Genomic DNA, 19535 nt, shown 5'->3' with positions numbered 1-19535 from the left:
TTGATGCTGGCGAAAAAAATCGAACAAGCTATAATTCAGCAACCATTTTACAGGTGGATGAAATAATGACGAATTTAAAAGCAGTTATTCCTGTAGCGGGTCTAGGGATGCATATGTTGCCTGCCACTAAGGCGATTCCCAAAGAGATGCTACCGATCGTCGACAAGCCAATGATTCAGTACATTGTTGACGAGATTGTGGCTGCAGGGATCAAAGAAATCCTCCTGGTAACTCACGCGTCCAAAAACGCGGTCGAAAACCACTTCGACACCTCTTATGAATTAGAATCTCTCCTTGAACTGCGCGTGAAGCGTCAGCTGCTGGCGGAAGTACAGTCCATCTGTCCGCCGGGCGTGACCATTATGAACGTGCGTCAGGGCGAACCTTTAGGTTTAGGCCACTCCATTTTATGTGCACGACCCGCCATTGGTGACAATCCATTTGTCGTGGTACTGCCAGACGTTGTGATTGACGACGCCAGCGCCGACCCGCTGCGCTACAACCTTGCTGCCATGATTGCGCGCTTCAACGAAACGGGCCGCAGCCAAGTGCTGGCAAAACGTATGCCGGGCGATCTCTCTGAATACTCCGTCATTCAGACCAAAGAACCACTGGATCGTGAAGGTAAAGTCAGCCGCATCGTCGAATTTATCGAAAAACCGGATCAGCCGCAGACGCTGGACTCAGACATCATGGCCGTTGGTCGCTATGTGCTTTCTGCCGATATTTGGCCGGAACTGGAACGTACTCAGCCTGGTGCATGGGGACGTATTCAGCTGACTGATGCTATTGCCGAGCTGGCGAAAAAACAGTCCGTTGATGCCATGCTGATGACTGGGGACAGTTACGACTGCGGTAAAAAAATGGGTTATATGCAGGCATTTGTGAAGTATGGACTACGCAACCTCAAAGAAGGGGCGAAGTTCCGTAAAGGGATTGAGAAGCTGTTAAGCGAATAATGAAAATCTGACCGGATGTAACGGTTGATAAGAAAATTATAACGGCAGTGAAGATTCGTGGCGAAAGTAATTTGTTGCGAATATTCCTGCCGTTGTTTTATATAAACAATCAGAATAACAACGAGTTAGCAATAGGATTTTAGTCAAAGTTTTCCAGGATTTTCCTTGTTTCCAGAGCGGATTGGTAAGACAATTAGCGTTTGAATTTTTCGGGTTTAGCGCGAGTGGGTAACGCTCGTCACATCGTAGGCATGCATGCAGTACTCTGGTAGCTGTAAAGCCAGGGGCGGTAGCGTGCATTAATACCTCTATTAATCAAATCTGGAGCAGTCTATTTCACAGCATGCTCTCTGGCTATATGGAATAAAAAAGTGAAGATACTTGTTACTGGTGGCGCAGGATTTATTGGTTCTGCTGTTGTTCGTCACATAATAAATAATACGCAAGATAGTGTTGTTAATGTCGATAAATTAACCTACGCCGGAAATCTGGAATCGCTCGCTGAAATTTCTGATTCTGAACGTTATTCATTTGAGCATGCAGATATCTGTGATGCCGCAGCGATGGCTCGTATTTTTTCACAACACCAGCCAGATGCGGTAATGCACCTGGCGGCTGAGAGCCACGTTGACCGCTCAATAACTGGTCCGGCGGCATTCATTGAAACTAATATTGTAGGTACTTACGTACTTTTAGAAGCAGCGCGCAATTATTGGTCTGGTCTGGATGATGAAAAGAAAAAAAACTTTCGCTTTCATCATATTTCTACTGATGAAGTGTATGGTGACTTACCCCATCCGGATGAAGTAAATAGCAATGAAACATTGCCGTTATTTACGGAAACGACAGCATACGCGCCAAGTAGTCCATATTCTGCTTCTAAAGCGTCAAGCGATCATTTGGTTCGCGCATGGAAACGTACTTATGGTTTACCGACAATCGTGACTAATTGCTCGAACAACTATGGCCCTTATCATTTCCCGGAAAAGCTTATTCCACTGGTTATTCTTAATGCACTGGAAGGTAAGGCATTACCTATTTATGGCAAAGGAGATCAAATTCGCGACTGGTTGTATGTAGAGGATCATGCTCGTGCGCTATATACCGTAGTTACTGAAGGTAAAGCGGGTGAAACCTATAACATTGGCGGACACAACGAAAAGAAAAACATCGATGTTGTGCTGACTATTTGTGATTTGTTGGATGAGATAGTCCCGAAAGAGAAATCTTATCGTGAGCAAATTACTTATGTTGCTGATCGCCCAGGACACGATCGCCGTTATGCGATTGATGCTGAGAAGATTAGTCGCGAATTGGGTTGGAAACCACAGGAAACGTTTGAGAGCGGGATTCGGAAGACAGTAGAATGGTACCTGTCCAATACAAAATGGGTTGATAATGTGAAAAGTGGCGCCTATCAATCGTGGATTGAACAAAACTATGAGGGACGCCAGTAATGAATATCCTCCTATTCGGCAAAACAGGGCAGGTAGGTTGGGAACTACAGCGTGCTCTGGCACCTCTGGGTAATTTGATTGCTCTTGATGTTCACTCCACTGATTATTGTGGTGATTTTAGTAATCCTGAAGGTGTAGCTGAAACCGTAAGAAGCATTCGGCCTGATATTATTGTCAACGCAGCCGCTCACACCGCAGTTGACAAAGCAGAATCAGAACCGGAGTTTGCACAATTACTTAACGCGACAAGTGTCGAAGCGATTGCGAAAGCAGCCAATGAAGTCGGCTCCTGGGTTATTCACTACTCTACTGACTACGTATTTCCGGGAACCGGTGAAATACCATGGCAGGAGGCGGATGCAACCGCACCGCTAAATGTTTACGGTGAAACCAAGTTAGCCGGAGAAAAAGCATTACAAGAGCATTGTGTGAAGCACCTTATTTTCCGGACCAGCTGGGTCTATGCAGGTAAAGGAAATAACTTCGCCAAAACGATGTTACGTCTGGCAAAAGAGCGTGAAGAATTGGCCGTTATTAACGATCAGTTTGGTGCGCCAACAGGTGCTGAGCTGCTGGCTGATTGTACAGCACATGCCATTCGTGTCGCACTGAATAAACCAGAAGTCGCAGGCTTGTACCATTTGGTAGCCAGTGGTACCACAACCTGGCACGATTATGCTGCGCTGGTTTTTGAAGAGGCGCGCAAAGCAGGCATTCCCCTCGCACTCAACAAACTCAATGCGGTACCAACAACAGCCTATCCTACACCAGCTCGTCGTCCACATAACTCTCGCCTTAATACAGAAAAATTTCAGCAGAACTTTGCGCTTGTCTTGCCTGACTGGCAGGTTGGCGTGAAACGCATGCTCAACGAATTATTTACGACTACAGCAATTTAATAGTTTTTGCATCTTGTTCGTGATGGTGGAACAAGATGAATTAAAAGGAATGATGAAATGAAAACGCGTAAAGGTATTATTTTAGCAGGTGGTTCTGGTACTCGTCTTTATCCTGTGACTATGGCAGTCAGTAAACAGCTGTTACCTATTTATGATAAACCGATGATCTATTACCCGCTCTCTACACTGATGTTGGCGGGTATTCGCGATATTCTAATTATAAGTACGCCACAGGATACTCCTCGTTTTCAACAACTGCTGGGTGACGGGAGTCAGTGGGGCCTTAATCTTCAGTACAAAGTGCAACCGAGCCCAGATGGTCTTGCGCAGGCATTTATCATCGGTAAAGAGTTTATCGGTAGTGATGATTGTGCTCTGGTTCTCGGTGATAATATCTTCTACGGTCACGATCTGCCGAAGTTAATGGATGCCGCTGTTAACAAAGAAAGTGGTGCAACGGTATTTGCCTATCACGTTAATGATCCTGAACGCTATGGTGTCGTTGAGTTTGACAAAAACGGTACGGCAATTAGCCTGGAAGAAAAACCGCTACAGCCAAAAAGTAATTATGCGGTAACTGGGCTTTATTTCTATGATAACGACGTTGTAGAAATGGCAAAAAATCTTAAGCCATCTGCCCGAGGTGAACTGGAAATTACCGATATTAATCGTATCTATATGGAACAGGGGCGTTTGTCTGTCGCTATGATGGGGCGTGGTTATGCATGGCTGGATACAGGGACGCATCAAAGCCTTATTGAAGCAAGTAACTTCATTGCCACCATTGAAGAGCGTCAGGGATTAAAAGTATCTTGCCCGGAAGAGATTGCTTATCGTAAAGGGTTTATTGATGCTGAGCAGGTAAAAGTATTAGCCGAACCGCTTATCAAGAATCAATATGGTCAATATTTGCTGAAAATGATCAGCGAATAGTATGTGGGAACTCAATGATGGATATTAAATTAATCTCTTTGCAAAAACATGGGGATGAGCGTGGTGCATTAATTGCTCTTGAAGAGCAACGAAATATACCTTTCGAAGTCAAAAGAATATATTACATACTCGAGACTCTTAAGGGAGTAAGACGCGGATTTCATGCGCACAAGGTTACTCGTCAGTTAGCTATTGTAGTCAAGGGAGCTTGTAAATTTCATCTGGATAATGGTAAAGAAACAAAGCAGGTGGAACTTAATGATCCAACAATTGCGTTGCTGATAGAACCCTATATATGGCATGAAATGTATGATTTTAGTGATGATTGTGTGCTGCTTGTAATTGCGGATGATTTCTATAAAGAGTCTGATTATATACGCAATTATGATGATTTTATTAGAAGAGTAAATTCAATTGAGAATTCATAAGCTAAGTGACGTCCAGACAACATCAATTGGTGATGGAACAACTATCTGGCAGTTTGTTGTAATACTAAAAGGTGCTGTAATTGGTAATAATTGCAACATCTGTGCAAATACCTTGATTGAAAATAACGTTGTAATTGGTAACAATGTCACAGTCAAAAGCGGTGTGTATATTTGGGATGGCGTTAAAATAGAGGATAATGTTTTTATTGGTCCTTGTGTAGCATTTACAAATGATAAGTATCCTCGCTCTAAAGTCTATCCTGATGAATTTTTGCACACAATAATACGCAAAGGAGCATCAATAGGTGCTAATGCAACCATCCTGCCAGGAATTGAAATTGGTGAAAAAGCAATCGTTGGTGCGGGGAGTGTCGTAACCAAAAATGTACCGCCATGCGCAATAGTAGTAGGTAATCCAGCTCGATTTATTAAATGGGTAGAGGATAATGAATAAAATTGATTTTTTAGATCTTTTTGCAATTAACCAGCGACAGCACAAAGAATTAGTCTCTGCGTTTAGTAGGGTGCTAGATTCTGGTTGGTATATCATGGGCGAAGAACTTGAGCAGTTCGAGAAAGAGTTCGCAGAATACTGTGGAGTTAAGTATTGCATTGGTGTAGCAAATGGCCTTGATGCGTTGATACTAGTATTGAGGGCATGGAAAGAACTCGGCTATCTAGAAGACGGTGACGAGGTATTAGTACCGGCAAATACATATATTGCTTCTATTCTTGCTATAACAGAGAACAAACTTGTTCCTGTTCTTGTTGAACCAGATATAGAAACTTATAATATTAATCCTGCTTTAATTGAAAATTACATTACGGAAAAAACTAAAGCAATATTACCGGTTCACTTATATGGTCTATTGTGCAATATGCCAGAAATTAGTGCAATCGCAAGAAAATATAATCTGTTGATTCTTGAAGATTGTGCACAAGCACATGGTGCAATACGTGATGGTCGCAAAGCTGGAGCTTGGGGGGATGCTGCAGGATTTAGTTTTTATCCAGGAAAAAACCTTGGAGCTTTGGGGGATGCGGGAGCTGTTACTACAAATAATGCAGAATTATCCTCAACTATAAAAGCTTTGCGAAATTATGGGTCACATAAGAAATATGAAAATATTTATCAGGGATTGAATAGTCGATTGGATGAACTGCAAGCAGCCTTATTGCGTGTAAAAATCCATACATTACCGGAAGATACTGCGATTCGGCAAAGGATTGCTGAAAAATATATTCGTGAAATAAAAAACCCTGCGATTACGTTACCAGTGTACGAAGGCCAAGGTGCGCACGTTTGGCATTTATTTGTAGTAAGAATCGCTAATCGTGAAAAATTCCAGTCATACTTATCAGAGAAGGGTATCCAAACCTTAATTCACTATCCATTACCACCCCATAAGCAGCAAGCATATCAAAATATGTCTAGTCTTAGCCTTCCAATTACTGAGCAAATTCATGATGAAGTCATTTCTTTACCTATAAGTCCGGTAATGAGTGAAGATGATGTCAATTATGTAATCAAAGTGGTCAATGATTACAAGTAATGAAAAAATTTCTTCAGGTAACTATATTATCCGCTATCTATACATTCATTAAAATGATTGCGGGTTTTATCATCGGTAAGGTAGTAGCAATTTATACAGGGCCATCAGGGGTAGCAATGCTTGGCCAAGTGCAAAGTTTAATCACAATAGTTGCAGGTACTACTTCTGCACCTGTAAGCACTGGTCTTGTTCGATATACTGCGGAAAATTGGCAAGAAGGACAGGAAGCATGCGCGCCATGGTGGCGCGCATGCTTAAGGGTTACTCTGTTTTTATTCTTGCTTATTATTCCCGTTGTTATTTTATTGTCGAAAAATATTAGCGAGTTACTTTTTAGCGATGGACAATACACATGGTTAATCATTTTCGCATGTTGTATATTGCCATTCTCCATTTTAAATACATTGATCGCTTCAGTTTTAAATGGTCAACAATTCTATAAGCAATATATATTGGTTGGGATGTTTTCTGTATTCATTTCTACTATGTTTATGATTTTGTTGATTGTAGCTTATAATCTTAAAGGTGCATTGATTGCCACGGCTATAAATAGTGCTATTGCTGGTCTTGTATTAGTTTTATTTTGTCTCAATAAATCTTGGTTTAGATTTAAATATTGGTGGGGTAAAACGGATAAAGACAAAATTATAAAAATTATTCATTATACTCTGATGGCTTTGGTTTCTGTTATCTCCATGCCTACAGCATTGATGTGTATTAGAAAAATATTGATTGCTAAAACTGGTTGGGAGGATGCAGGGCAATGGCAGGCCGTATGGAAGATATCTGAGGTCTATCTTGGTGTTGTGACAATTGCTTTGTCAACATATTTCTTACCAAGATTGACAATTATAAAAACAAGTTTCCTTATAAAAAAAGAGGTAAATAGTACTATATTATACATAGTATCTATTACTTCATTCATGGCGTTGAGTATCTATTTATTCCGCGATTTGGTAATAACAGTTTTATTTACTGAACAGTTTCGCTCAGCTCGTGAATTATTTTTGTTACAACTCGTAGGGGATGTAATAAAAATTGCTGGTTTTCTTTATGCATACCCTCTTCAAAGTCAGGGGCATACTAAACTATTCATCAGTTCAGAAGTGATTTTTTCTATGCTCTTTATCGTTACCACCTATATTTTTGTTGTAAATTATGGAGTACATGGTGCTAACATAAGTTATGTCATTACATATAGTTTATATTTTGTGTTTGCATTTGTGTTTACTAATTTTATTAATGTCAGAAGAATTAATTAAAAACAGAGGTTGAAATTGAAAATAATTATACCTGTCTTAGGATTTGGCAGGGCTGGTGGTGAAAGAGTTCTTTCTAAGCTGGCAACTGAATTGATGAATTATGGACATGATGTAAGTTTTGTTGTTCCAGATAATAGAACTAATCCATATTATGCTACCACAGCAAAAATCGTCACGAGTAAATCTAGTCAAAACCGTGTAAAAATATTGAGAATCATTAAAAATTACTATAATCTGTGGCGTAAATGCATAGAATTAAATCCTGATGCTGTAGTTGCTAGTTTTCATTTGACTGCCTATCTTGTCGCATTATTACCAATCACCCGTCGTAAGAAATATTATTATATTCAGGCGTATGAAGTTAATTTTTTTGATAATATAATATGGAAATTAATAGCGGGTTTAACATATTATTTACCGCTTAAAAAAATACTAAATAGTCCTAATTTGCTTCCTCATAAACATGATGATTTTATAGGAGTAGTTCCTGCAGGAGTAGATTTAAACGTTTTCTATCCGAAACCATCAAATAGGTTATTAAATGGTCACACATCAATAGGGATTATTGGTAGAAAAGAGAAGCACAAAGGAACTAGCGAAATTATTTCAGTATTGTGTTCACTGGAAAATAAAGTTGGAATTATAATTAATATTGCGATCTATCTTGAAGAAGTTGATAAGGAGCGTTTAATTGCTGCCGGGTTTCAGGTTAATTTTTTTCCGATTACTTCTGATTTAGAATTGGCATCTTTTTATCGAAGCAATGACATCATGATTGCAGCTGGGTTAATTGAAGATGGCGCTTTCCATTATCCTTGTGCTGAATCAATGGCTTGTGGTTGTCTTGTTATTTCAAATTATGCGCCACTTACTGAAACTAACAGTGTACTTAAATTAGTCAAGTTTGATGCTTGCAAACTTGGTAAAGCAATTAATCTTTGTCTCAATCTTGACCTAGAAGAAAAAAGCAAAGAAATCCAATCTAATATTTCTGTGTTGAATAAATATGACTGGAAAATTGTTGGTGAAACTTTCAATAGTTTATTGTTAGATGCAAATAAATAGTATACGTTGATGGGGAAAATATGAATATTGTTAAAACTGATATTCCAGATCTGATCGTTCTTGAACCAAAAGTGTTTAGTGATGAACGCGGCTTTTTTATGGAGAGTTATAATCAGATTGAATTTGAGAAGACAATAGGAAGGCACGTAAATTTTGTTCAGGATAATCATTCAAAATCTAGTAAAGGCGTACTACGTGGGTTACATTATCAATTAGCACCGTATGCACAGGCTAAATTAGTTCGATGTGTTGTAGGTCAGGTATTTGATGTTGCTGTTGATCTTAGAAAAAATTCACCAACGTTCAAAAAATGGTTTGGAATAACCCTTTCCGCAGAAAATAAACGACAATTATGGATACCTGAAGGATTTGCTCATGGTTTCTTGGTGACCAGTGATGAAGCTGAGTTCATTTATAAAACAACGAACTACTATGCTCCTGGTCATCAGCAAGCAATTATTTACAATGATCCTATTTTAAACATCGATTGGCCTTTCTGCAGTAGTGCTCTGTCATTATCGCAAAAAGATCAAGAAGCAAAATTATTTTCAGAATTATTGGACAGTGAACTGTTCTAATAAAGTGTGCCACCTTATCCGTCTGAAGGATAGGTGGTTGCTTATATTTTTTGAGTATGTTTGTATAATGACAGAAAATAGTCCGAAATATAAACACGATAAAAGCTTAATAAGTTTTATCTACTTATTTTTTATATTTACACTTATTGTAGGCTTCATTATCGCAAATACCCAGTTTTTGGGGCGAAGTAGAGACTATGATAATTATATACAGATCTTTTCTGGTGAAGAAGGGGAGGGGGTTCTTGAATTATTTTATCGCGGATTGATGTTAATAACGACCAGCTATGAAACTATCATTTTTATAATTTTAACATGTTCTTTTTTTATAAAGGCAAGGTTTCTTGCTAACTATTCGCGTAATTTTTCAGGCTTGACCTTATTCTTTGTTTATTATGCAAGCGTTGCACTTTGGGTTTTAGATTATACTCAATTCAGAAATGGTCTATGTATTTCCATTTTAATGTTTTCCGTATACTATTTATTTATAAATAAACCGACTTATTTTTATTTCTCGCTATTATGTGCAATTGCAACTCATTGGTCTGCTTTGCCTTTTTTGCTTTTATATCCTTTTGTCTATTCAAAAAAAATAAGACACCTTGGTTATTTTTGTTTCAGTATTCTTGTTTTGATTGCGATCTCAGGAGAAGGAAAAGAGATCATTTCTTTTATAAGAAATTTTGGAGTGGGACAAAAAATAGGAAACGAAGCTGGTGTAAATTTAATAAATTCATTATCCCTTACCGCTATTTTCTGGTTTGTTATTAGTTACATATCAAGCATTGGAAATGAAAGGAGAAATTTAAGACTTTTCTTTTGTTATGGTGTCATGCAATACGTGACTTTTAGCCTTTTCTCTCTACCTGTTATGGCTTTCCGTATTTTGGAAATGTATTTTTTCCTTATGTTAACCATTGGGGTGTTTATTAAGCAAAAAAAGAATTATTATTTTGTTTTTTGCAAAGTGTTAATTTTATTGTATCTAACATACTATTATCATATGGTTTTTGGAGTGATTAATGTGTAAGGCTAAGGTGTTGGCTATAATTGTTACTTACAACCCGGAAATTATTCGTTTGACGGAATGTATTAACTCTTTAGCCCCACAAGTTGAGAGAATAATTCTTGTAGATAATGGCTCAAATAATAGTCATTTGATAAAAAATATCATTATTAATAACCTTGAAATTATTTTGCTTTCGGAAAACAAAGGCATTGCATTTGCTCAGAACCATGGTGTTAAGAAGGGTCTGGAAGCAAAAGAGTTTGACTATTTATTTTTCTCAGATCAGGATACTTGCTTTCCTAGCGATGTTATTGAAAAACTTAAGAGTACATTTACGAAAAATAATAAAAAAGGTAAAAATGTTGCTTGTGCTTCTCCTTTTTTTAAAGACCATCGTTCAAATTATATGCATCCGTCAGTCAGCCTAAATATTTTTACGAGTACAAAAGTTATATGTAGTGAAGTAGACGATGATCTTTATCCCTCGCATGTTATTGCTTCTGGGATGTTAATGTCTCGCGAGGCATGGCGCGTCGTCGGACCATTTTGTGAAAAACTCTTTATAGACTGGGTTGATACAGAATGGTGTTGGCGTGCATTAGCTAATAGTATGATTATTGTTCAGACACCATCAGTCATCATTTCTCATGAACTTGGGTATGGGCAGAAAATTTTTGCTGGTCGATCTGTTACAATACATAATTCTTTCAGAAATTTTTATAAAATACGTAATGCAATATACTTAATGCTGCATTCAAATTATAGCTTCAAGTATCGTTATCATGCTTTTTTTCATGCGACAAAGAATATTGTATTTGAAATTTTATATTCGAAAGAAAAATTAAATTCACTGAAGGTTTGTTTTAAAGCTGTACGTGATGGTATGTTCAATAATTTTTAATACAAAAATAGTTAGGCTCAAGGTGTTTAAATGGAAGAAAATAATATGAAGACGGTCGCTGTAGTTGGCACAGTGGGTGTTCCTGCTTGTTATGGTGGGTTTGAATCACTTGTTCAGAATCTAATTGATTATCAATCTGATGGTATACAATATCAGATATTTTGCTCTTCAAAAAAATATAATAAAAAATTAAAAAATTATAAAAATGCAGAATTAATCTATTTGCCGATAAATGCCAATGGCGTCTCTAGCATAATTTATGACATTATGTGTTTAATTATTTGTTTATTCAAAAGGCCAGATGTTGTTTTAATATTGGGGGTATCTGGTTGTTTATTTCTACCAATTTATAAACTATTTTCAAAATCAAAGATCATTGTCAACATCGATGGGCTTGAATGGCGTAGAAATAAATGGGGAACGTTTGCTAAGAAATTTCTCAAAATATCTGAGGCGATATCTATTAGAATAGCTGATATTATCATTTCAGATAATCAAGCAATAGCTGATTATGTGGAAAATAAGTACAATAAAAAAAGTGTAGTTATAGCTTATGGGGGAGATCATGCTACTAATCTTAGTACACCGATAGACGATGATCAAAAAAAAGATGGTTATTATTTGGGGCTTTGTAGGATAGAGCCTGAGAATAATATAGAAATGATTTTGAATGCCTTCATTAATACAGATAAAAAAATTAAATTTATGGGTAATTGGGATAATAGCGAGTATGGGCGCCAGCTAAAAAAATATTATTCAAACTATCCAAATATCACACTACTAGAACCTAACTATAATATCGAAGAACTTTATAAACTAAGAAAAAATTGCCTTGCATACATTCATGGACACTCGGCTGGTGGAACAAACCCTTCTTTAGTTGAAGCGATGCATTTTAATATTCCTATTTTTGCTTTCGATTGTGACTTTAATCGTTACACAACTAATAATTTAGCTCATTACTTTAATGATTCTGAACAACTGACCTCATTAGCAGACAGTTTGTCTTTTGGAAATCTTAAATGTCAAGTATTAGATTTAAAAAAATATGCTGAAGATATGTATAACTGGAGGCATATAGCTGCTATGTATGAATCTATTTATTAAACGCATTAACAATAATATAATTGACCTTATATAGCTATCAGAGTAAAAATGTAACGCTGATTTTTTTGTTAAATGATGCGCATTATATATTTAATGATTAAAATACTCTTGATCAAATAAAACTATTTAATTAATAATGTAAAATTTCATTATGCTATTTAAGATGTGAAAAATAACTTAAATAAATGATGGGATATATTTATATTATCCCGGTTATAGACAAGCCCAGGGAAAGATCATCAGAAGTACACTTTTTGTACTAAATAATTCGCATTTTATGTTTAAAAATATGAGATATTCCTCATTACCTGAAGCTGTTTTTTATTGCTTATACATGATCAAATACTCCTTACATAATTAAGGAGAACAAAATGGAACTTAAAAAATTGATGGAACATATTTCTATTATCCCCGATTACAGACAAGCCTGGAAAGTGGAACATAAATTATCGGATATTCTACTGTTGACTATTTGTGCCGTCATTTCTGGTGCAGAAGGCTGGGAAGATATAGAGGATTTTGGAGAAACACATCTCGATTTTTTGAAGCAATATGGTGATTTTGAAAATGGTATTCCTGTTCACGATACCATTGCCAGAGTTGTATCCTGTATCAGTCCTGCAAAATTTCACGAGTGCTTTATTAACTGGATGCGAGATTGCCATACTTCAGATGATAAAGACGTCATCGCAATTGATGGAAAAACACTCCGGCATTCTTATGACAAGAGTCGCCGTAAGGGAGCGATTCATGTCATTAGTGCGTTCTCAACAATGCACAGTCTGGTCATCGGACAGATCAAGACGGATGAGAAATCCAATGAGATTACAGCCATCCCTGAACTTCTTAACATGTTGGATATTAAAGGGAAAATTATCACAACTGATGCGATGGGTTGCCAGAAAGATATTGCAGAGAAGATACAAAAACAGGGAGGTGATTATTTATTCGCTGTAAAAGGAAATCAGCGTCGGCTTAATAAAGCCTTTGAAGAAAAATTCCCACTGAAAGAATTAAATAATCCAGAGCATGACAGTTATGCAATTAGTGAAAAGAGTCACGGCAGAGAAGATATCCGTCTTCATATTGTTTGCGATGACCCTGATGAACTTATTGATTTCACGTTTGAATGGAAAGGACTGAAAAAATTATGCGTGGCAGTCTCCTTTCGCTCAATAATAGCAGAGCAAAAGAAAGAGCCCGAAATGATGGTCAGATATTATATCAGTTCTGCTGATTTAACCGCTGAGAAGTTTGCGACAGCGATTTGAAATCACTGGCACGTGGAGAATAAGCTGCACTGGCGTCTGGACGTGGTAATGAATGAAGACGATTGTAAAATAAGAAGAGGAAATGCAGCAGAATTATTTTCTGGGATACGGCACATTGCTATTAATATTTTGACGAATGATAAGGTATTCAAGACAGGATTAAGACGTAAGATGCGAAAAGCAGCCATGGACAGAAACTATCTCGCGTCAGTCCTTGCGGGGAGCGGGCTTTACTAGTCCTTCCTCGCTCAGTGACAGAATATTGAATGAATAGCATTAAAATTATTAAATAATATGGTTTAATTCGACATGAACTTTAAGAATATAATTAGAATAATACTACCTTTTTTTATTTTCTTGAGTATTTTACTTTACTCAGGAAGGGCGGATAGTGTTTTGTTATTTACTATCGAATACACACTTGCAAGTATGGCAATCTTTCTGATAAAAAGAAAGTTTATAAGCAATATCTTGTGGGGGATTTATCTCTCAATTTTAGGTGTACAGGCAGCATCGCTATTTAGTTCAGGACAATATTTGATGCCTCTTGCCTTGTCGAATGCTGCAGAAGTTGAATCGCTAGGCATTGGCGAGGTAATCAAGGTTTTTTCTATTTTTATTTTATTTGTTATAGTTTCATTCGTTACGATGCCTTCTGGTGCTCTAGTCGGCCGTATTAAATATTATAAATTTAATTTTTTCTGTATAGTATTATTGCTTGTGTGTTCTTTCATAAGCACGGGACCGGTATATGCTTTTTATGAAACAGCAAAATTGTACTATTTACAGCAAACCTTTAAGCCTAGTGAGAAGATCGGTGATGCCGGGAAATCTTTTTTAAAAACAAGTGTTTTTATTAACCCTCTACAGAATAACAACAACTTCAAAGGGCGTAATGTTATTGTAATCTTTGCTGAGGGATTTTCATCGGAGATTATTGGTAATTCAAAAATGGCGCATTTTCCAATTACGCCTAATTTAGATAAGTTATCTACTGAAGCACTAAGTTTTAAAAATTATTATAACCATACAGCAGTAACCTTTCGAGGTTTAAGAGGCCAGTTAACTTCTGGCTATCAATTTCGTGATGGGTTAACTGATGCTGGTACTGGTATTGCACAATTATCTAACGTAGAAATTAATAATATTTATCTTCATCGTCAAACATCTTTGCCGAATATATTGAAAGAGTATGGCTATAAAAGTTATTTTATAGCGTCTACAGAAAAAGTAGCCCACTCAACACTATGTTGAAAACGCTTAATTTTGATAAAGTTCTTGGTATGGGAGATTTTATTGGTTATCAACGCGACAGAATGACTGATAAGCAAACATTTAATGCACTGCAATATTTTTTACGTTCTCAAGAAAATAAAAACGAACGCTTTTTTATTGGTGTGTACCCATCTGGTACTCATCATGGTCAAGATAGTCCAAATGAAAAATATTTTGATGGTAGCAATCCTCTCTACAATAAATTTTATAACTATGATTTTCAGTTGGGGAAGTTTGTTGATTTTTTTCGGCGCAGTTCATTTTATGGCAATACGTTGTTGATAATTACATCGGATCATTCTACATTTCCTTCGACAGAATATAAGAAATCATTTAACAGCGATTCTCGTTATTTTGTGGACAAAATACCATTTCTGATCATTGGGAAAAATATTACGCCTGAAGTTTTAGATGCAGGAGGTGAAAATTCTTTAAGTTTCGCGCCAACAATATTGCACATGTTAGGGATTCAGTATTCAATGAATTATTTTTTGGGGTGTTCTCTTTTTGATAAGACGTGCACATCACCATTCTCACATCTTTCTGCTATTGGTAGTGATTATTTCAATACAGGCAAAGAAAATCATGTTGAACTAATTCAAAATAATAGTGGTAATGAATTAATAAAATTAGCCGAACGTTTTTATAACATTAGTGGCTAAATATAAAAATGTACAAGTTACAAGCAATTTCCTAATTAGGAAATATATGACTGTAAAAGAAGATATAAATTAAGCTATTCTTTATCTTCAATAAGCCGCAACCCCGCGGTGATCACCCCTGACAGGAGTAAACAATGTCAAAGCAACAGATTGGCGTAGTCGGTATGGCAGTGATGGGGCGCAACCTTGCGCTCAACATCGAAAGCCGTGGTTATACCGTCTCTATTTTCAACCGTTCCCGTGAGAAGACGGAAGAAGTGATTGCCGAAAATCCAGGCAAAAAACTGGTTCCTTACTATACGGTGAAAGAGTTTGTTGAATCTCTGGAAACGCCTCGTCGCATCCTGTTAATGGTGAAAGCAGGTGCAGGCACGGATGCTGCTATTGATTCCCTCAAGCCATACCTCGATAAAGGTGACATCATCATTGATGGTGGTAATACCTTCTTCCAGGACACCATTCGTCGTAACCGTGAGCTTTCTGCCGAAGGCTTTAACTTTATCGGTACCGGTGTCTCCGGTGGTGAAGAAGGTGCGCTGAAAGGTCCTTCCATTATGCCTGGTGGCCAGAAAGAAGCCTATGAACTGGTTGCACCGATCCTGACCAAAATCGCCGCCGTTGCTGAAGACGGCGAGCCATGCGTTACCTATATTGGTGCCGATGGTGCTGGCCACTATGTGAAGATGGTTCATAACGGTATTGAATACGGCGATATGCAGCTGATTGCTGAAGCCTATTCACTGCTTAAAGGTGGCCTGAGCCTCACCAACGAAGAACTGGCTCAGACCTTTACCGAGTGGAATAACGGTGAACTAAGCAGCTACCTGATCGACATCACCAAAGATATCTTCACCAAAAAAGATGAAGACGGTAACTACCTGGTTGATGTGATTTTGGATGAAGCAGCAAACAAAGGTACAGGCAAATGGACCAGCCAGAGTGCGCTAGATCTCGGCGAACCGCTGTCGCTGATTACCGAGTCTGTGTTTGCACGTTATATCTCTTCTCTGAAAGATCAGCGTGTTGCCGCATCTAAAGTTCTCTCTGGCCCGCAAGGACAGCCAGCAGGCGACAAGGCTGAGTTCATCGAAAAAGTTCGCCGTGCGCTGTATCTTGGCAAAATCGTTTCTTACGCTCAGGGCTTCTCTCAGCTGCGTGCTGCGTCTGAAGAGTACAACTGGGATCTGAACTACGGCGAAATCGCGAAGATTTTCCGTGCTGGCTGCATCATTCGTGCGCAGTTCCTGCAGAAAATCACCGATGCTTATGCCGAAAATCCGCAGATCGCTAACCTGTTGCTGGCTCCTTACTTCAAGCAAATTGCCGATGACTACCAGCAGGCGCTGCGTGATGTCGTTGCTTATGCAGTACAAAATGGTATCCCGGTTCCGACCTTCGCTGCTGCGGTTGCCTATTATGATAGCTACCGTGCCGCTGTTTTGCCTGCGAACCTGATCCAGGCACAGCGTGACTATTTCGGTGCGCATACTTATAAGCGCATTGATAAAGAAGGTGTGTTCCATACCGAATGGCTGGATTAATCTGATTTAACCAACAATAAATTGAAGCCCGGCGTGTATTGCGCCGGTTTTTTTTTGCCGATTATCTTATAGACTAAATTTCACTGCTTAATATTAACTTAATAAATATCAGCTATTCTTATAAAGAAAATCTGAATTGTTTTTTGTTGCGTTGACCATCTGACAACGTAGCGTTAAAACTTTTAGCTCTTATCAGGATGCTAAAAACATCATGATTCACAGTTAAGTTAATTCTGAGAGCATGAAATGAAAATCACCATTTCCGGTACCGGTTATGTAGGCTTGTCAAACGGGCTTCTAATCGCACAAAATCATGAGGTTGTGGCATTAGATATTTTACCGTCACGCGTTGCTATGCTGAATGATCGGATATCTCCTATTGTTGATAAGGAAATTAAGCAGTTTTTGCAATCAGATAACATACACTTTAATGCCACATTAGATAAAAATGAAGCCTACCGTGATGCTGATTATGTCATCATCGCCACTCCAACCGACTATGATCCTAAAACTAATTATTTCAATACATCCAGTGTAGAATCAGTAATTAAAGACGTAGTAGAGATAAATCCTTATGCGGTTATGGTCATCAAATCCACGGTTCCCGTTGGTTTTACCGCAGCGATGCATAAGAAATATTGTACTGAAAATATTATTTTCTCCCCCGAATTTCTCCGTGAAGGTAAAGCCCTTTACGATAATCTCCATCCTTCACGTATTGTCATTGGTGAGCGTTCAGAACGCGCAGAACGTTTTGCTGCGTTGTTACAGGAAGGCGCGATTAAGCAAAATATCCCAACCCTGTTTACCGACTCCACTGAAGCAGAAGCGATTAAACTTTTCGCTAATACCTATCTGGCGATGCGCGTAGCATACTTTAATGAACTGGATAGCTATGCAGAAAGTTTAGGTCTGAATACTCGCCAGATTATCGAAGGCGTTTGTCTCGATCCGCGTATTGGCAACCATTACAACAACCCGTCGTTTGGCTATGGTGGTTATTGTCTGCCGAAAGATACCAAGCAGTTACTGGCGAACTACCAGTCTGTGCCGAATAACCTGATTTCGGCAATTGTCGATGCAAACCGCACGCGTAAAGATTTTATTGCCGATGCCATTTTGTCACGCAAGCCGCAAGTGGTGGGTATTTATCGTCTGATTATGAAGAGCGGATCAGATAACTTCCGTGCGTCTTCTATTCAGGGGATTATGAAACGTATCAAGGCGAAAGGCGTTGAAGTGATCATCTACGAACCGGTGATGAAAGAAGATTCATTCTTCAACTCTCGGCTGGAACGTGATCTCGCCACTTTCAAACAACAAGCCGATGTCATTATTTCCAACCGTATGGCAGAAGAGCTTAAGGATGTGGCAGACAAAGTCTACACCCGCGATCTCTTTGGCAGTGACTAACATCCTGTTATCAGGGCGATTTTCGCCCTGATTCTCTTATGTTCCCTTTGTAATAATTCATTATTTTTATCATTTATCCTATAGCATTCATGACGATTATCGCTAAACTATGGCGACTTAAAATTATTTCGTCCGTTAGGGTAATGATGAGAGTAGAAAATAATAATGTTTCTGGGCAAAACCATGACCCGGAACAGATTGATTTGATTGATTTACTGGTGCAGTTGTGGCGCGGCAAGATGACTATCATCATTTCTGTCATTGTGGCTATTGCCCTGGCGATAGGGTATCTGGCCGTTGCCAAAGAAAAGTGGACTTCCACTGCTATCGTTACTCAACCTGATGTGGGGCAAATCGCTGGTTATACCAACGCGATGAATGTGATTTACGGTCCGGCTGTACCGAAAGTCTCCGACATTCAGGCTTCACTTATCGGACGTTACAGCACTGCATTCTCAGCATTAGCGGAAACGCTGGATAACCAGGAAGAAGCAGAAAAGCTGACCATTGAGCCTACCGTTAAAAATCAGTCATTACCTTTAGCGGTGTCTTATGTTGGTGAAACACCTGAAGGTGCTCAGAAGCAGCTGGCGAAGTATATCCAGCAAGTTGACGACCAGGTCAATGAAGAACTGGAACAAGACCTGAAAGACAATATCGCGCTGCGTATGAAAAACTTACAGGATTCTCTGAAGACACAGGAAGTGGTTGCGCAGGAACAGAAAGATCTGCGTGTCCGTCAGATTCAGGAAGCGTTGCAGTATGCGAATCAGGCGCAGGTGACAAAGCCACAGGTTCAGCAGACTGAAGATGTGACGCAAGATACGTTGTTCCTTTTGGGTAGCGAAGCGCTGGAGTCGATGATTAAGCACGAGGCGACCCGTCCGTTGGTGTTCTCACCAAACTACTATCAGACACGTCAAAACCTGCTGGATATCGAAAGCTTAAAAGTTGATGATCTTGATATTCATGCTTACCGTTATGTGATGAAACCGACGTTACCTATTCGTCGCGATAGCCCGAAAAAGGCAATTACCTTGATTCTGGCGGTGCTGCTGGGCGGCATGGTTGGCGCGGGGATTGTGCTGGGGCGTAACGCTTTACGTAATTACAACGCGAAGTAATCTTTTCGGTTTTAAAGAAAATGGGCAGGGTGGTGACACCTTGCCCGTTTTTTTTTGCTGGATGCGATGTATCCAGCTTACGTGTGCAGAGAGAATAG

General features: G+C 38.7%; 17 protein-coding genes and 3 pseudogenes. All 20 read left to right on the top strand.

Translation table 11 applies throughout. From position 1 onward, the window contains the following. Nucleotides 1-65 precede the first annotated feature (65 nt). The 20 genes and pseudogenes from galF to wzzB all read left to right on the top strand — a co-directional run bounded on the left by galF (nt 66) and on the right by wzzB (nt 19437). Nucleotides 66-959, top strand: a complete 894-nt coding sequence (galF, locus tag QUF14_RS12835; protein ID WP_000183032.1) for a UTP--glucose-1-phosphate uridylyltransferase GalF — start codon at nt 66-68, stop codon at nt 957-959. A gap of 371 nt (nt 960-1330) precedes the next feature. Continuing rightward, nucleotides 1331-2416, top strand: a complete 1086-nt coding sequence (gene rfbB / locus QUF14_RS12830) for a dTDP-glucose 4,6-dehydratase (RefSeq protein WP_000699449.1) — start codon at nt 1331-1333, stop codon at nt 2414-2416. Then, complete coding sequence (gene rfbD, locus QUF14_RS12825) at nt 2416-3315, top strand: dTDP-4-dehydrorhamnose reductase (protein ID WP_001023640.1); 900 nt, start codon at nt 2416-2418, stop codon at nt 3313-3315. The genes rfbB and rfbD overlap by 1 nt, the downstream gene beginning before the upstream one ends. 57 nt (nt 3316-3372) lie before the next feature. Further along, on the top strand, nt 3373-4248 hold the full coding sequence (gene rfbA, locus QUF14_RS12820) for a glucose-1-phosphate thymidylyltransferase RfbA (RefSeq protein ID WP_000857537.1): 876 nt from the start codon (nt 3373-3375) through the stop codon (nt 4246-4248). Nucleotides 4249-4265: 17 nt separating this feature from the next. After that, nucleotides 4266-4676, top strand: a complete 411-nt coding sequence (locus tag QUF14_RS12815; RefSeq protein ID WP_001350333.1) for a sugar 3,4-ketoisomerase — start codon at nt 4266-4268, stop codon at nt 4674-4676. Beyond that, nucleotides 4663-4887 (top strand): annotated as a pseudogene (locus tag QUF14_RS29050) (acyltransferase); the annotation flags it as partial. The gene QUF14_RS12815 and the pseudogene QUF14_RS29050, both read left to right, overlap by 14 nt. A gap of 60 nt (nt 4888-4947) precedes the next feature. Continuing rightward, nucleotides 4948-5109: pseudogene (locus tag QUF14_RS29045) on the top strand (DapH/DapD/GlmU-related protein); the annotation flags it as partial. Nucleotides 5110-5122: 13 nt separating this feature from the next. Continuing rightward, nucleotides 5123-6229 (top strand): DegT/DnrJ/EryC1/StrS family aminotransferase, encoded by a 1107-nt coding sequence (locus QUF14_RS12805; protein ID WP_001033087.1) that lies wholly within the window; start codon nt 5123-5125, stop codon nt 6227-6229. Continuing rightward, the gene (wzx, locus tag QUF14_RS12800; protein ID WP_000714158.1) at nt 6229-7491 is read left to right on the top strand and encodes an O2/O50 family O-antigen flippase; all 1263 of its coding nucleotides are present in this window, start codon (nt 6229-6231) and stop codon (nt 7489-7491) included. Before QUF14_RS12805 ends, wzx begins: the two co-directional genes overlap by 1 nt. 15 nt (nt 7492-7506) lie before the next feature. Next, nucleotides 7507-8556 carry a glycosyltransferase family 4 protein gene (locus QUF14_RS12795; RefSeq protein WP_000691393.1) on the top strand — a complete coding sequence of 350 codons (1050 nt, stop codon included), beginning with the start codon at nt 7507-7509 and terminating at the stop codon, nt 8554-8556. A 20-nt stretch (nt 8557-8576) separates the two neighbouring features. Then, nucleotides 8577-9134 carry a dTDP-4-dehydrorhamnose 3,5-epimerase gene (gene rfbC, locus QUF14_RS12790; RefSeq protein WP_001028394.1) on the top strand — a complete coding sequence of 186 codons (558 nt, stop codon included), beginning with the start codon at nt 8577-8579 and terminating at the stop codon, nt 9132-9134. Between the two features lie 67 nt (nt 9135-9201). Next, the gene (gene wzy / locus QUF14_RS12785) at nt 9202-10164 is read left to right on the top strand and encodes an O2/O50 family O-antigen polymerase (protein ID WP_001360772.1); all 963 of its coding nucleotides are present in this window, start codon (nt 9202-9204) and stop codon (nt 10162-10164) included. Next, nucleotides 10157-11044, top strand: a complete 888-nt coding sequence (locus tag QUF14_RS12780; protein ID WP_000335048.1) for a glycosyltransferase family 2 protein — start codon at nt 10157-10159, stop codon at nt 11042-11044. The genes wzy and QUF14_RS12780 overlap by 8 nt, the downstream gene beginning before the upstream one ends. 30 nt (nt 11045-11074) lie before the next feature. Continuing rightward, on the top strand, nt 11075-12151 hold the full coding sequence (locus tag QUF14_RS12775) for a DUF1972 domain-containing protein (RefSeq protein WP_000392208.1): 1077 nt from the start codon (nt 11075-11077) through the stop codon (nt 12149-12151). 371 nt (nt 12152-12522) lie between these two features. Next, a pseudogene (locus tag QUF14_RS12770) lies at nt 12523-13659 on the top strand (ISAs1 family transposase). Between the two features lie 120 nt (nt 13660-13779). Further along, nucleotides 13780-14676, top strand: coding sequence for a sulfatase-like hydrolase/transferase (locus QUF14_RS12765; RefSeq protein WP_286333523.1), 897 nt, complete (start codon nt 13780-13782; stop codon nt 14674-14676). Further along, nucleotides 14670-15359 carry a sulfatase-like hydrolase/transferase gene (locus tag QUF14_RS12760; protein WP_001354752.1) on the top strand — a complete coding sequence of 230 codons (690 nt, stop codon included), beginning with the start codon at nt 14670-14672 and terminating at the stop codon, nt 15357-15359. The genes QUF14_RS12765 and QUF14_RS12760 overlap by 7 nt, the downstream gene beginning before the upstream one ends. Nucleotides 15360-15493: 134 nt before the next feature. After that, the gene (gene gnd, locus QUF14_RS12755) at nt 15494-16900 is read left to right on the top strand and encodes an NADP-dependent phosphogluconate dehydrogenase (protein ID WP_000043497.1); all 1407 of its coding nucleotides are present in this window, start codon (nt 15494-15496) and stop codon (nt 16898-16900) included. A 246-nt stretch (nt 16901-17146) separates the two neighbouring features. Beyond that, nucleotides 17147-18313, top strand: coding sequence for a UDP-glucose 6-dehydrogenase (ugd, locus tag QUF14_RS12750; RefSeq protein WP_000704844.1), 1167 nt, complete (start codon nt 17147-17149; stop codon nt 18311-18313). Between the two features lie 146 nt (nt 18314-18459). Then, entirely contained in the window at nt 18460-19437 is a 978-nt protein-coding gene (wzzB, locus tag QUF14_RS12745) for an LPS O-antigen chain length determinant protein WzzB (RefSeq protein WP_024212027.1), read from the top strand. Nucleotides 19438-19535 lie beyond the last annotated feature (98 nt).

Source organism: Escherichia sp. HH091_1A, from assembly GCF_030295175.1.
Taxonomy (GTDB): domain Bacteria; phylum Pseudomonadota; class Gammaproteobacteria; order Enterobacterales; family Enterobacteriaceae; genus Escherichia; species Escherichia coli_F.
This window is presented reverse-complemented; position numbering and strand designations above follow the sequence as displayed.